Origin of the sequence: Mycoplasma sp. 6243, from assembly GCF_051200785.1 — a bacterium.
GTDB lineage: Bacteria > Bacillota_I > Bacilli_A > Mycoplasmatales > Metamycoplasmataceae > Mycoplasmopsis.
This window is the reverse complement of sequence record NZ_CP195154.1, coordinates 480,148-496,144: the sequence shown is the minus strand read 5'-3', so window position 1 is coordinate 496,144 and position 15,997 is coordinate 480,148. Positions and strand designations below refer to the sequence as shown.

General features: G+C 27.6%; 9 protein-coding genes. 6 read left to right on the top strand and 3 right to left on the bottom strand.

Features of this window, described 5'->3' with window-relative positions:
- Positions 1-51: 51 nt before the first annotated feature.
- Positions 52-1,053, top strand: coding sequence for an Mbov_0400 family ICE element protein (locus ACR82Z_RS02130; protein WP_435130516.1), 1,002 nt, complete (start codon positions 52-54; stop codon positions 1,051-1,053).
- 20 nt (positions 1,054-1,073) lie between these two features.
- Here ACR82Z_RS02130 and ACR82Z_RS02125 read toward each other — a convergent pair whose 3' ends face one another.
- Positions 1,074-3,572: a putative immunoglobulin-blocking virulence protein gene (locus ACR82Z_RS02125; RefSeq protein WP_435130514.1), complete on the bottom strand. Its 2,499-nt coding sequence runs from the start codon at positions 3,570-3,572 to the stop codon at positions 1,074-1,076.
- Positions 3,573-3,751: 179 nt separating this feature from the next.
- Between ACR82Z_RS02125 and mip the strand changes: the two genes are divergently transcribed.
- The 5 genes from mip (at position 3,752) to ACR82Z_RS02100 (ending at position 9,950) form a co-directional block, all read left to right on the top strand.
- Complete coding sequence (mip, locus tag ACR82Z_RS02120; protein ID WP_435130512.1) at positions 3,752-6,358, top strand: Ig-specific serine endopeptidase MIP; 2,607 nt, start codon at positions 3,752-3,754, stop codon at positions 6,356-6,358.
- Positions 6,345-7,751: a glutamate--tRNA ligase gene (gltX, locus tag ACR82Z_RS02115; protein ID WP_435130510.1), complete on the top strand. Its 1,407-nt coding sequence runs from the start codon at positions 6,345-6,347 to the stop codon at positions 7,749-7,751. Before mip ends, gltX begins: the two co-directional genes overlap by 14 nt.
- Positions 7,741-8,130 (top strand): hypothetical protein, encoded by a 390-nt coding sequence (locus ACR82Z_RS02110; RefSeq protein WP_435130508.1) that lies wholly within the window; start codon positions 7,741-7,743, stop codon positions 8,128-8,130. The genes gltX and ACR82Z_RS02110 overlap by 11 nt, the downstream gene beginning before the upstream one ends.
- A gap of 152 nt (positions 8,131-8,282) precedes the next feature.
- Positions 8,283-9,476, top strand: a complete 1,194-nt coding sequence (locus tag ACR82Z_RS02105) for an IS1634 family transposase (RefSeq protein ID WP_435130506.1) — start codon at positions 8,283-8,285, stop codon at positions 9,474-9,476.
- 276 nt (positions 9,477-9,752) lie between these two features.
- A complete protein-coding gene (locus ACR82Z_RS02100; protein WP_435130504.1) occupies positions 9,753-9,950 on the top strand; it encodes a hypothetical protein in 198 nt (65 codons plus the stop codon).
- Between the two features lie 123 nt (positions 9,951-10,073).
- Here the strand turns inward: ACR82Z_RS02100 and ACR82Z_RS02095 are convergent, their stop codons facing one another.
- Both ACR82Z_RS02095 and ACR82Z_RS02090 read right to left on the bottom strand, forming a co-directional pair.
- Complete coding sequence (locus ACR82Z_RS02095) at positions 10,074-13,910, bottom strand: hypothetical protein (protein WP_435130502.1); 3,837 nt, start codon at positions 13,908-13,910, stop codon at positions 10,074-10,076.
- A 618-nt stretch (positions 13,911-14,528) separates the two neighbouring features.
- Positions 14,529-15,983, bottom strand: a complete 1,455-nt coding sequence (locus ACR82Z_RS02090; protein WP_435130500.1) for a hypothetical protein — start codon at positions 15,981-15,983, stop codon at positions 14,529-14,531.
- Between the last annotated feature and the right edge of the window lie 14 nt (positions 15,984-15,997).

Here is a 15,997-nt window from a genome sequence, read left to right as displayed (position 1 = left end):
ATTTGTTTTTGCTTTATTTTAATGTTTTATAATTTTATTAAAGGAGTTAATATGTCAGAACAAAAAGATAAAATACAAAAACATTTTGAACCATTAAAACCTTTCAAACCATATGAATCAGTTACCTTTGATCGACTTGAAAATAATTTTGGTGTACATCCAATTGTAGTTTTTTTAGATATTTATAAAGATGTTTATTACTACGTTAAAGCGCGAAGTGCCAAAAACAAATTTCATCATAAGCGAGCTAAATTGGAATATGAAATCAAGGTTCCTAAAGCAAAAACTGGTTTATTTATCCATGATAGCTTTATAGATACATCTGAAATTTATAAAATAAGTGACCATGATCTGCATGAAGTTTTTGATGAAGAATCAATTTATTATTTAGAAACAGATTTTTTTAACATCGAACAAATTCATGAGTTATATAAAGGGATAATTGATAATTTAAGTAAAAATCGACCACTTGTATCGCTTTCGCATGTATATATTGATAAAAAAAATCAAGTGCGTGCTAAAACATTATATGCTTGTGATAACTTTTTAAAGCGTGATTATGATTGAGTGCGTGATGATGCAACTTTAACATCAAAACAACGCGAAGCTAAGAAAACTTTATTGCTTGAAATCGAAAAAAAACGTAACAAGGACCCACAAACACTTAAAGAACTACAAAACTTATTAATTTGAATTAAAAGGGAATACCAAGAAGCATTATTTGAATATCAAGGTCGTAGTCGCGAACAAGAGTTGTTAGTTAATCAATTTCCAGATTATGTCGAATCACGAAATAATGATTTAGATTCATATTGTCATGGCCAATTGCAGGAAATACGTCTTGGTTTAGAAAGTGGAGTCGATACCAGTTTATATTCTAGTGGTCTTTTTGATGCTTGACAGATGGAAGAAATACGGCTTGCCTTAGAATCAGGATTAGATTTTAAAGAATTTGCAGATCCAAGTTTATCATGAGAACAGATGCGAGAAAAACGTAAGGAATTATCGGGTGATAAATTCATTGACGAATCAAATTATAAAGAAATAAAATAATACCTTTTTAGGTATTATTTTTATATTTCTTGTATATCATTTGATTGATAGTCAACATTATATCCATTAGCCTTTAATTGATTATATAAATTGGTTGCGTTATTTGGAACAAAGATTTTAGTTGTTTCTTTAAAGAAAGTTCCATCGCTATAAGCAATCAATGTTGATAAGTTAGCTAAACCAGTTCCATCTAAAGTCGCACCTGGTATTTTTGGTTTAATTAAAATATTCTTGGTTCCTTTGCCATTTGAAAAAATAATTTTAGAGCGAGGCATCGGGATATCTTTTGCTAAAACCATAGCGAATTGTGCTTTATTCATATTATCAGTATCAGTTTCTCATGTATCGGAATTATTATATAAGACAATTCTGGTTAATTTACGTAAGGTTGAATAACCGTGATCTTCATCATAGAAAATCATATTTTTAAGTCCTTTTGCCTCTTTAATTCGAGATAAATCTAAACCAGTCGGATATGAATTTCCAGAAGCATTACGATCGGGTTTCAACCCTGGACCCATTGCACCTTGGAAAATACGTTCATTATTTCTGGTTACATATGCCATACGTAATCCATTATTAATTGTTGTCATATCATCTTCACCATGTCAGTCATCTTCATCAAAAGCAAGTGAATTAAAGGTAATTCTAGTAGTAATTTTTTCATATCGATTATAATCGGAACTTACATTATAATCTAAGGTATTTACTCAGGCTACATTTCTTAGTGCCCAAGGATTAATTGATCATCTTTCATCAAGAGAATTTAAACTGGTATATAACCCAAGTTCATCAATATCTTTATCAGAAATAGCTTCAAGTGCAGATGTGTTAAAGCTGTCAAAATATAATTCTAATAAAGGTAAATGCTTTGGTAATACTGATAATAAACTTCTAATATTTTGAGCATCATCATATTTACCGATGTTTAATATCCTTATTCCCATCGGAATATCATTTGCAGCTACCATATTTTTAATAACATTGGTTATTTTAGCAAATGCTTTTTCATTAGCTAAATCAGCAGTCATTATAAATGCTTTTTTAGGTCCATTAGGATTTGCAGTATTCGATGATTCTTTGTTATATTCAGTTACTGAAATTCCATCACCACTTTCAAAACCATATTTTTTATATTTATATGACATATCACCATCATATTTTCTTCAGCCAGGATAATTACCACGAGCAATGTCATCAGGACTACGAGTTCATTGTGTATCATATCCTAATGCTCGCTTTTCAGCATTATTTCGTTTCATTTCAGCAACAACTGAATTGAAAATTGGACTTACTGCATATGAATCTAGTTCACCTTTATCATTTACATAAACATTTCTTTCATCTTTACTGATATAAAATCCTTTTGCAAGTTCATTTTTAAGGTTTTGTGATAATTCTTTGAACTTACTTGGGTCCATATTCATCGCAATTCATAATCACCCTACTTTTAAATACTCTTTTCCATAACCGCGAACAGGTGGGATATATTCTAAAGTATCGGTACGATTAAATCATTCATCATATTTATTTTGAACTGAATCATACATAAATTTCTTAGCATTACCTGCCTCAATTACATTACGGTATTTGTCATATAATTGTAAAATTAAATTTAAATCACCAGGACTATTATTCAAATAATTTTGTAATTCATCATGACCACGAGAAATATATAAGTCTTTATAGTATTCTTGAAGTGGGCCGGGTTTTCCTGGAACACCTGCTCAAAGATTACTAAAAGATTTCAATGATGCTTCTCCGTTTGAAACTGTTTGTGCATAGTTTTCAGCATTAAGTTTAACATTCTTTAAATCAGGAACTAATTCAGCACGATATGGTATACGATTGGTTATTCCTTTTTCTTGGTCACTACGTTTATCTACACGTGGCGGAACATCTTCAACAGTAACTTGAATATTACCTACATCTGTATGCACAGTTTTAGTAACTGTTTTTGGCTGTTGTGGTTTTTCAACAGGTTGTACTGGTTGAATAACTTGTTGTGGTGGGATAATTTCTGGTTTCTTTTCTATTGGTTTAGGAGTTTCGATAACCTTAGGTGGTTCAACTACTTTTGGTTTTTCAATAGTAGGTGGTGGAGTTTCTGTTACTTTTTCTGATGTACCAGGTTTACTAATCGGTTCATTAGTAAGTTGTGGCGGTTTAGGTTCTTCAGGTTTTTTGATTTCCTCTTTTTTTGGAGGTTCTTGTGGTTTTGGTTGTACTTTAATAATATCTTCTTGATGTACATCCGATGGAATAGTTTTGATGTCTTCTTTTTTAGGAGGTTTGGTTGTTTCTGGATCTTTTTGTTTTAGGTTATAATCCTTAGAAGTCTTACTTCCTTCTAAAATAAGGTTACTGCGAGTATCAAAGGTTTGTTGATCACTAACAGTAAATGAGTGATAACTGTTATCAGCAGCAGTTGCAACAATATTAGCAAACACCCCAGATGCAGCTGAGGTTATCACAATAGAAGAAAGAGCAATTAAACTAATTTTTCAGGTACGTTTCATAATGTATCTCCATATATTAATATTATAACACTTTAAGTAATTTTTTATATTTAGTATAATATCAATGATTTATTTGAAAATATTTTATTACTTTTGGAAAAATTAAAAATATTTTTTTTGAAATTTAAAGTAGTAAAATTTATTCAAATTATCTTATACTTAACAAATAAGGAGAAATTATGCCATTAAAAATAAAAAAATCCAAGTTTTTATCTAAATTCTTGCTATTTAATGCTACCACTGCTTTTGTGGCTATATCTGCTGTTGCATGTGGAACAAAAACCGATTCAAATGCAAATGAAGGTGAAAATAAAAAGGGAAATCCTGATAATCCTGGTTCTGGAAATCAAGGAACTAATCCTGGAACAAATCCACAAAATCCTGGTAATACACTTACAAAAAATGAATTACAACAAAAAGTTGAAAAATCTTCTTTAAATGATTTATTTAATATTGATCTTTCAGGAAATAAGTCAGATGTATATGCTTCAAATGTTGATGTAACAAAGGATGCAATTGCTATTAGGGAACCAGGAAAACTTATTTTAAAATTATCTGCTAAAGAAAATGAAATTCCTCAATTTACCATAACAAATACCAAAGTAGATGATGCTAATGGTAAAATAACTATATTTATGGCTTTTGGTAAAGATGCTGATGTTTATAAAAGTTTTACTATTGATGGATTTAAGAAAAAAGAAGAATTTAACTTTGGTCAAACCAAAAATGTTAGTGAAAATGACCAAGTAAACTACTTTATTAATATGAATCAAGATCAACAATTTGATTATGATTGAAATTTAATTAAAAACAGATACCTTAGCGCAGATTCGACTCTTACAAGTAATTTAACTTCGCAACAAAAACAAGAAATTGATGCTAAATTAAAAAAACTGGATATGCCAAATTATGATGAATTAAGAATCAAGGGATATTCAATTGCGGTCAATGATCAAGGTAAATTGAAATTACAACTTCCTAATATCGGTCCTCGTGTGGCTGCTAACTGAACTGATGCTATTAATAATCCAGAAAATAATACAGGAGTCGCACGAACTATCACTAACCAACAATATTCAGATTTTGCCAAACAATCTTATCATGTAAGTATTAATCATTTTTTATTTACTAAAGATGAAAATCAACAAAACCTTTTAACCACTGCATTAACAAATAATATAGATTTGCGAAACTTGATAAATCAACTTAAAGATTCAGATACTAAAACAAAATTATTAGACAGATGAAACAAATCGAATGGTAACCGTGGTGTTTGAAAACTTATTCAAGATGATACCGAAAAGCAACTTGTAGCAGACTATGGAAACGAAAAGGATAATAACGGGAATGAAAAAGATGCAGTTATATATACAAACTGATTAAAATCTGAATATGATAAAATTTACAAAAAATTAGATGAAACAGCCGGTTTAGATGCAACCGTAAAACAAAAAGTTAAAGATTATATTAGCAAAAACAAACCAACTGATTTCAACCAATTAGCTGGATATCCAAAAAAACAAGAAACTGAAGCAGGAACTGCATCAATAATTGATTATGAAATCAAAGAAGACCAAAGTTATCCAACCAAATTCTACTTTATCACTAACTACCACGTGGTAAATGGTATAAGTTCTTTACCTGATTTTACCTTAGGATTAACTCGTTTAAATAATAATGGTAGTTATATTGGTAATCAGTTAAAAACCATTCCTTTTGATCAGCATTTTTCAAATTTTAGCTTTGATAAAAATTCAGTTAAGGTTATTTTAGATGGTCGCGACTTCTTTAAATTTGACCCTACATCAGTTGCAACTAATGCTCAAAATGCAAAAGAATTTTTAGATTTTGCTATCTTTGAAGTAGATATTGATAAATTACCTGAAAACTTGCTAAATGGAAAAACCAAAGAACAATTTGCTAAAGATATGTCAAATGATTATGTAAACAATACAAATAAAGTATCATTTCCTACTTTTGATTACTTATCACAAAGTGGTTATGAAAGTGTAGATGGGCCGATTATTAAACGTCAAATTGATGATCACAAGAAAAAACCTGTTTCTGATTACAACTTACTTTACCTTGTTGGTTTTCCAGCAACACAAACTAAATCACAAGGGTTTGTCGACTTCTTTTTACAAGAAGGTGATGGACAATATACAAATAAAGATTTAATAACTAGCGCGCCTTATTCATATTCATTATGAACTAATGCCAACCGTTCTTTATACGGAAAAAGTTCAACAGATTTAGCAAATAATCCAAGAGCACAACGTGGTGGATTTTTATCACATTCAAATGTACTTTCTGAATTTAAGAACCGCAAAGGTGTCTTTGATCGCTTTTTAGCACTTCCGTTTTTATCTTATGGTGATAATAAACCAAATCTATTTACATCCAAAGATGATGGAAAAGAATACTACCATTCAGGACTATCATATGCGATAAGAGACTTTAATGTCGGTGGTGGTGCATCCGGGACTGGTGTTAGAACTAAGAAAAACGAATTAGTTGCTTTAGTTGATTCAGTATTCTTTGTCTCAAGGGTTACTATTGCTACAGCATTGCGTTCATTGGGTGTTAACTACGATGGAGCATTTGGTGATTACAACACCCCTCAATATGATGTTATTTATGGTGGAGGTAAAGATCAAAATAATTCCTTTAAGCAAGCTCTTGAAAAACTTTATGGAACAAATTACAAAACACACCTTTTTGATAAAGGAGTAAATTCTGCATACTCAGATCATGCATTCAAGGATAATGTAAATGCAAAAAGTTAGAACACGTTATGCACCAAGTCCTACCGGTTATTTACATATCGGAGGAGCTCGAACAGCTTTATTTAACTATTTATTTGCAAAACATTATAATGGAACATTTATCTTCCGTCTTGAAGATACAGATGTCAAACGCAATGTTATCGGTGGTGAAGCATCACAGATAGATAATTTGGCTTGATTAGGTATCATACCTGACGAATCACCTTTAAAACCAAACCCAAAATATGGCCAATATCGACAAAGCGAAAAACTAGGTCGCTACCAACAAGTTGCAAATATGTTGTTAGAACTAGGATTTGCTTATAAAGCATATGATACAACCGAAGAATTGGAAGCACAAAAGCAAGAAAGCGATGCAAAAGGTATTCCTAGTTTTCGTTATAATCGCAATTGATTAAAAATCTCCGATGCAGAAAAACAAATTCGTGATCAAAATGGTGCTTATTCGATTCGCTTAGCGATGCCAAAAAATCAAGTTTATCAATGAAATGATATAGTACGTGGACAAATAAGTTTTAACTCAGATGAAATTGGTGATTGAGTAATTATCAAATCCGATGGGTATCCTACTTATAACTTTGCAGTAGTTATTGATGATTATGATATGCAGATTACACATATTTTAAGAGGTGAAGAACATATCGGAAACACACCAAAACAAATTGCTTTATATCAAATGCTTAAATGAAATATGCCTGAATTTGGACATCTTACCATTATTACTAATATGGAAGGTAAAAAACTCTCTAAGCGTGATACATCATTAAAACAATTTATAGAAGATTATAAAAATGAAGGCTATTTACCTCAAGGAATATTTAACTTTTTATCTTTATTAGGTTGAACTGCATCAGATGCAAGTGAAATGATGTCGCATTCCGAAAATATTTTAAAATTCGATCCAAATAGATTAAGTAAAAGTCCATCAAAATTCGATATTTTGAAAATGAATTGATTTTCAAAACAATATATGAAAAATCAAGATAACAATGAGATCTTAAAACATTTATCGCTTGGTAATAGTAATAAAAGTTTAGAATGAATTAATTTATTTATCGAAACATTTAAACAAAGTGTTATCACATATTCTGAAATGAATCAAAATTTAATGCTTTATCTTAATCCTGTTGATAAGCACTTTGAATTTAATGATAACGAAAATAAAGTTATCAATGAATTTAAAAATCATATAGACTTTAATAACTTTAGTATCGAAAATATTCAAGATGCAATCAATACCACTTCAAAGAACTTAAACATTAAAGGTAAAAATCTTTTTATGCCCATACGTCTTGCAACTACATCGCAACAACATGGTCCTGAACTAGCAAAAGCAATATATTTATATGGACCAGAATTTATCAAGGATGCATTAAAAAAATATGAAAATTAATTTTAAATCAACCACCAAACAAAATGGTGAATCAAAAGATATTGATTTTATTTCTGTGTTAGATTATGAATTTGATGATGGTTATCATATTTTAACATTCAGCGAACCTTCACAAGGAATTCGAAATCGAATCGAAATATCAGAAACCAATATCAATATTTATGCAGGTGCTACAACCGTATATTTGAAATACCAAAAAGAATTTAAGTTTTTATTAGATCTTGAAGGTTTTAATTGACGCAACCAAGCAATCGAACTAGTATCAAATTGGTTTTATAAAAACTTTGCTGATGATTTATTTGAATTCACTTATACACTAGCTAAAGATGGACAACTTTTAGGTGAATATACCATTAATTTAACCTTAATTAAGGATTAAAAATATCCCGAAAAACTCCTACATTTCCCACTTAAGTAGGATTTTTTATTTGATTATTTAACTCTCTTATATATATAAATATATATAAGAGAAACTTTAAAATTATTTTATTTTTTTCTTACGTTTTCTTACTGTTATGTTATAATTTTATTATGAAAAATGAATTAAAAGTTTTTAACGTATCAGGAAATAAAAAAGGTATCACCTATAAGTATGTAGGATGATACAAAGGGGAAGGTGATAGAAATTATGTGCGCTGATTTAGTCTAGGATTGATAAGTGAACTTGAAAAAATTAATAAGGAAGCAATGAATATACTAAAAAGAAGAGTAAAGCAATTTTCAAAAAATGATAATCCTGATTTTGTAAAGGCTTCATTGCTAAGTTCGCTTAGAGAAAACCAAATTAAAGGTGTGAATATCAAAATGGGAAATAAATTAATATACGAATTGATAGATGAATACAATATATTTAATTGTATGTCGCAGCAAGAAAAGCATAAAAAACTTAAATATGTTTTCTATTATTTGATTTCTCGTAGAATTACCGAACCATCAAGTATTTTACGAAGTTTTATTTCTCAAAAAGAATATATAGAAAGTCAGGAAGTTTCAAAAAATACATTCTACAGAACCTTAGATTTTGTTGCAGAAAACCAAAATACACTCTTACAAAAATTAAATGAAATGGTTTTAAAGAAAACAAATAGAAGCGAGAGTGAAATTTATTTTGATTCAACAACTGTTTATTTTGAAACCTTTAAAAGAAAAGGTTACAAGAAAAATGGTTATTCTAAGGATGGTAAATTTAAAGAAGATCAAATAGTTATAGGTTTGGCTTGTGACCGAAATGGAATACCATATCACATCAAAATATATCGTGGAAATACAGCTGATCCTAGAACATTTATCCCTTTTATTTTAGAAGTTCAAAAAACTTATAATGTTAATGATTTAACTGTTGTTGCCGATCGTGGAATGAGTACGAATTCTAACATTAGATTTTTGGAACAAAAAGGATTTAAGTTTGTCATCTCATATCGAGCAAGAAAAGGGGTAAAAAATTACAAAGAATTATTATTAGAAAAAAGTGGATATATACAACTAAATAATGATGTTGTTTATAAAGAAGAAATAGCAATTTCAACTTTTCATAAAAAACGACCTAATGGACATCTTCGTCGAAAAATCATTACATATAGTATAAAAGAATTTAAAAAGATAAAGTTCGACCGAGACAAGATGATAGAAGATTTTCAAAAGAAACTTGATAAAAATGGATATATAGATCAAGTAAAATGATTTCAAGTTATAAATGTCAGTTTTTCAGACAAGTATCAAATCTAAAGTTTGAACTTGATGTAGATAAAGTAAACAGACATAAAGAATTTGATGGAATTTATGTTTATGAAACTAACTTAATGGATGAAAAAGTAGATAAAATAATGAATATTTATAAAAATCAATGAAAAATTGAAGAAAATTTTAGAAGTTTAAAGACTTATTTAGAAATAAGACACTGTTTATGTTTGAGTTGAAGAACATATCATCGGACATATGTTAATATGTTTTGCATCATTAGTAATATTGAAATTTCTTGTTTATCTTTTCAAAGAATTTCATATGAAAACAGGTATTTCATATGAAATAACAGAAGAAAAATTAATAAATCTTATTTCTAATGTTTCGATTTCAAACAAAGTTGATATATACACAAATGAAGTTATAGAAAGTATAAGAAACGAAATTACAGGATTTAATTTCGAAGAAGGTTGAACACTTTTTAATGATTACTGTGAAACAGTAAGAAAAAATTATTAAAAAAATTCGTTTTGCCTATGTTTAAGGCTTAAACGAATTTTTAATACAATAAAGTGGGAAATTCAGGTTTAACCTTAATTAAGGATTAAAAATATCCCGAAAAACTTGTTTTTCGGGATATTTTTAATTATTGTTAAGTAATTGGATATGGATAACATTTTTTGCTATAACATCTGTTTTTGCTTTATATGCATCACTTGCACCCAAATATATTGGTTTTAATGCAAAAGCAATATCTACAAACTTGTTTTTACCATATTCAATTTTTGATGCATTTATAATTTCAATTTGATAATAACTGCGTGCTACAGCTGGATTATAAGCATCTTTTATAACATTATAATTATCATTAATAAACTTGATTAAATTAGTATATTTATCAAGATAATCTACTTTTTCTTGAGAATTTGCTTTATTATTTATTGATGCAACCATTTGTTCAGCACTCTCGGTTGCTGTTGATTTAAGACCATATGAAGAATTAACAGTTAAATAATCTGCTGATGCATATAATTTTGCTTGCCTTGATAAATATGTATATCAATCTTTTGCATCTTTGTTAGTATAATTGTTAAATCCAGCTAATCACAAAGGTGTAATTTGGTTAGTATATTTATCTTCAGCATTAGTTTGATTGAATCAAAACATTATTTTATATTGAATCATACCTAATGGAGCATATGCAGTGGTTTTATATGGTTTATAGACATTTTCATCATCTTTATATTTAACAAAATATGCTTTAAAAACACTTGGATCATAACTTTTTAGTCCTTCATCAATATCAATAAAGTTTTGTAGCGATGCATCGTTTAGATCAACGATAATAGCAGGTTTTCCAAATGATGAATCTAAATCATCAATGTTACTATATTTAGCATCTTTATATGCATCATCAAAGTCCTTGGTGGATTTTTTCATACCTTTTTTTGAGATATGTACTAATGGATCGAATAATAATGTGTTAGTTTTATTAGCAATAATTCAAGCTTTTGAGTATAGATTTTCAATTTTAAAAGTTTTTTCTATTGAATGATTATTTCCACTACTTAATTTCAAAGTCAGCGATAATGTACCATTTAATTCATTTAGATTACTAAATTTACTTTCATCAAAATTAAATGTTATTTCATTATCGAATCCATTTTTATTTGAAAAATTAAAGTATTTAAATAAGTCTTTATCTGCTAATAAAACTTTTTTAATACCAGATGCTCATCAACGTTTTTTTAGTGTTAAGTGATTGATTGAATTAATTAAACTGTTTAACTCATCAACACTAAGCTGTGCTTTTGTAGTAGGTTTAGCTATAGTTGTAAATGACTTATTTTCGTTAATATGTACACTACCAATTCCGATAACTTTATAAGTTGTTGCAAAATCTAAATTTAAAGTTTTTATTTCTAATTTATTAGTATTCGGATTTCATATACTATTTAAATTAACAAAATCTTCTGAGCCATTTTTTTGTATAACAATATTTGGAGACTGTTTATAGACAAATGTATTAACAGTGTTATTACTTTGTAAATCTAAAATAATATTATGTTGATAATTAAATTTATCATATGAATAGTTTATTGTATTTATATTATTTGTTGTTGGTTTACTTGCATCAACTCTTAATGTATCGTTACCTTTATTATTTTTATTTACAAAAATAGGTTTTGAATTTAAATATACTCTTGCGATGCTGTATGTTCCAGACGGAAAATTATTAATCTGTACACTTCCTGTATATTTATCATTTGTTTTAGTTAAATTTACATTTCATAAGCCGCCAAAATCACTTTTTATATCAACTGAAACAGGATCACTTGAATCGGCTGATAAACCAAGTGAAACATTTAAACTATTATTAGTATTAGTAATTTCAACATTTTGATATCTGGTGGTGTTAATATGTGTATCAACGATAAAAGAAGCACCTTGTTTTAAGGCAAAAGTAAGTGTTCCGTGTTCACTTTGTCCATCACCATTAGTTAATTTTAATGCTTTGAGTTTATATGTTTTATTTGGTTCTAAATCATAATAATGTCCTTCATCAGCTTCTTCAGGATCGTTTTTTACAAAGATGCGAATATTATCTAAACTTAATTGATTGTTATTATTTTCCTTAGGTGTAGCAAAAAAATCTAAATTGTAGTCTTTATTTGCACTTTCATCAGTAAATTCTGCTGTAAAGAAATACTGAGATCGATGAAGTGGAAATAAATCAATAACACCAAAATCTAATGACATCACATCAGATGAATCAGCTGAAACTTTATCTTCAAAAGTATATCCTAAACTATTTAATATTACCGGACGATTTCAGTCCAAGGTGGTAAATGATTTTTGTGATTCATCAGTTGGTAATGTTAAAGTTTTATCATTTAATGTAACTGAATTTACAAAATACTTAGTATGAAAATCAAGATTATCAAGCACAATTTCAACATATGATTCAGATGGATTATAATCACTAAATTTATAAACTTTATTATCTAAATTTACTTCAAATTCATGATGGTTTTCATTTAAAAGATCGTTTGAACTAAAGTCAATATGCATTGTAGCAGAAGTAGCAGTGATATCTTTATAAGTTATTTTGCTAATTGCAAATGAATCAGTAGTAACTTCTTTTGATGTTGTAAAAGAAAGTTCATTTTCATGGTTTAATGCTATATCATTGTTATTTAAAGTTAATTTAGTTAGTTTATAAGTTGTCTGTGGTTTTAGTGAATCTATTTGAAGCAATATCTTATGGTTTGATAAATATTTAAATTTATTATGTTTGGTTGTTGTTTCATTGTTTGTTAAATCTACCGACAATGATGCTAATTCATTGTCTGTTATATCGCGGTTTAAATTAAACTCAATTGCAGCAGTATTTTTGCTTTTTGATACCAAATGTGCTTGATTAACTTGCAATGCATTAGAAGTGGTTGTAAAGGTGTGATTCAAGGGTTTTATTGATAATGTCTTACCTTGATAACTTATAGAATTGATAGTATATGATTTTTGTGGGGTTAAATTAGTTAAAGTAAAGTTGTAACTTTGAGTTTCTTGATTAAATGAAACTAAAATAGGTTGACTGTAATCGCTTACTTCTACATTTAATTGTGTGACATCTAAATTATTATCTGTCAAAGAGAATGTGATTGATAAACTGTTGTGACTAATCGAACTTGCTTGTAATGATTCAACTACATTTTCTGCTTTTGTCTTAAAACTAAAATTAAATGATGGAAATTCTTTATCATTTACTATCAATTTATTTAACTTATATGTTGTATTTGTGTTTAGGTTGTCTAATTCAAAAGTTACTTCTTTTGTTTGTTTGTTAAATGACGAAGAAGTGTAGTTTTGATTATTTAATATTAATATAAAATTACTTGCATCTAAAATATCAGATGATGTGTGAATCTTAATTTTTAATATAGCAGATGTTGTATGAACATTAGATGTTTGAACAGATTCGATTTTATATGATTCTTGTTTGTCAATAGGTTGAGATTTTTCACTTTCAGAATCAGGTTCATTTTTTTTTGGTGGTGTCAAATCACTTTGTTGTGTAGTTGTAAAAGAAAAATTATTGACATCTGAATTTAAAACACTATTTTTAAATTCTAATTTTATAAATGTATAGATAGTAGCAGGATTTAAATCATTTAAGTTAAATGTAATTTCTTTTTGGTTATTAGATGTTTTTATCTCAAAAGCTATATAAGAAACATTATTAAATGTTATTTTAAAATCCGTTGCATTATTATATTCAGGTTTGCTTGCATCAATTACGGCTTTTATTTTTGCTGATTTTGATGTTGTTTGTAATGTTGATAAATTAATTAATTTTGGATTTATAATTACTTGCTTTGGTTTATTATCAGTTTGATTAGAACATGCAGTAACTAATATTACCGTTGATGAAGTAATCCCTGATAATAAAAGAAAAATTTTCTGGTGTCTTTTTTTCATTTAAACCTTTCTTAAAATTAAGATATAAGAATAAAGATATAAATTTCACTTTATATCTTTATTTGCATAATAAATTTAGTGTTATAAATATAAAAATTAAAAATGAAAAATTACTTTGATTAAATTACTTATTAATGAAAAAGTATAAATAAGATAAACACTAAATAAATTCTTTGCTCTATAATTATATATTTTTATTTGTAATTTACGATAAATAAATGAAAATTTTTCCATTATTTAACCATAAATATATTATAACTATCTTATTTAAATATATAAAAACAGATAAGAAAATCTTGTGCAACTTATATCAACATTATTGATTCAGTGTTTTATTTAATTGTGTTTATAGAATCCCCCTCCAGAGAAATTTGAACAATATTTCATTATACACGGAAATTTCTCAACAATTAATAAAGAAATATAATTTTATAATTATCTAAGTATATTTATAAAATATTGATTTATCATATTAATTAAGTCTTTGATTAATCAATATGATCTTGGAATCATTCGCTAATCTTTGTTAATATTTGTTTCTACGGATATAGTTTTAGAAACAATATATTCTTATAATTTATAAAATCAGTTAACTAATTAAATATCAAAAAGCAGAAATTAATTTTCTGCTTTTTGTTCTTGCTCTTGTGCTTTTGAATCTTTATTCTTTTCTTTGCGAGGAGCAGCAATTCATGAAATAACAACTCCAACAACTGCTAGAATACCAATTACAATCGATGTAATAATTATAGCTGCTGTAGTAGATTTAGATTCTGGTTCTTCAATCACTTCTTTTTGAGTTGCTATTTTTTCGGTTATCTTTAGTTGTACCTTTTTAAGATCTTCTATTGTCGCTGCTTTTTGCACTTCATTTGAAAGAACTTGGACTTCATCGTTGTCGCTTATTTTTTTAATTTCACGATTTAATTTCTCTTTAAAGTTTTGTATCAGTTCTTGGTTATTTATTTGACTTCAGACATTTATAAACAATGTAGATAAATCTTGTAATTTATCAGATGGTAATGTTTCACTTGTTTTAGAACTATTGATTTCTGCTAATTTTTCATTTGCAACATCTTGAGCTGATTTTTTGGTATTTTTATCTTTTTCATTAGGTAACTTGCTTATAAGTTCTTTTAATTTATTCTCTGCATCTGATAATTTAGATGAATCTATAACTAACTTATTAATTGAATTTTTTAAATCTGAATTAACTTGATCTTCTTGCGCTTGTGTAATTGATGTACCATTAGTTAATAAATCTTGCAGTTGATTTATAAGTTTTGTTTTTTCATCTGAAAACTGTTTAAATGAATCCACAGTGAAAAATGCATTTTCATTTCAGGTGTTTTCAATTTCTAATTTAAGTGAATTAATATTAGTGGTGTTAAGATCTTTAATAGCAGGTTGAATCAATGTTGTATCAAGGAAAATTTCAGTTAATTTAGTTAATTGTTCTGTTTTTTGATTATTATCTTTTTCATCTGCATAAGATTTTTTAAAGTCTGCTACTTTTTTATCAATTTCTGCTTGAACTTCTGCGGCACCATCATTTTTTATTTTTGTTGTTAAATCTGTTATGATTTTATAAACATCATCTAATTTTGCATCATTTATCACTAATTGATACTTATAATGAATAATTTTTGAATTTGCTAGTCTTACATCAAAAACAGTAATTTCTTTTTTGTCAAGTTTTTCATCAAGAATTTTCTTCTCATCATCTACTATTTTTTTATATTGACTAAAAGATTCATCAGTGAAAATGCTATTTTCGTTAGTTAAAATTGACGCTATAAGTTGTTTGTATCCATCTTTTGCTTCTTGTAACTCTTTTGTTTCCTGTTTTGATGAATTTTTATTATCTGAATTGGTTTTCTTATCTGATTCATTTGTTTTAACTTCATTATCACCATCAAAATATTTTAATGGTGCTAATGACATATGCATTGATTGAGTTTTAGTTGGAACATTCTTTACCGAAATATAAGAAGCAACAACTGCAGTTGTCGCTACTGCTGTGACACTAGATGAAATTAGTAAAAGCGATATTAATTTCTTTTTGATTTTCATTTTACTCCATTTAT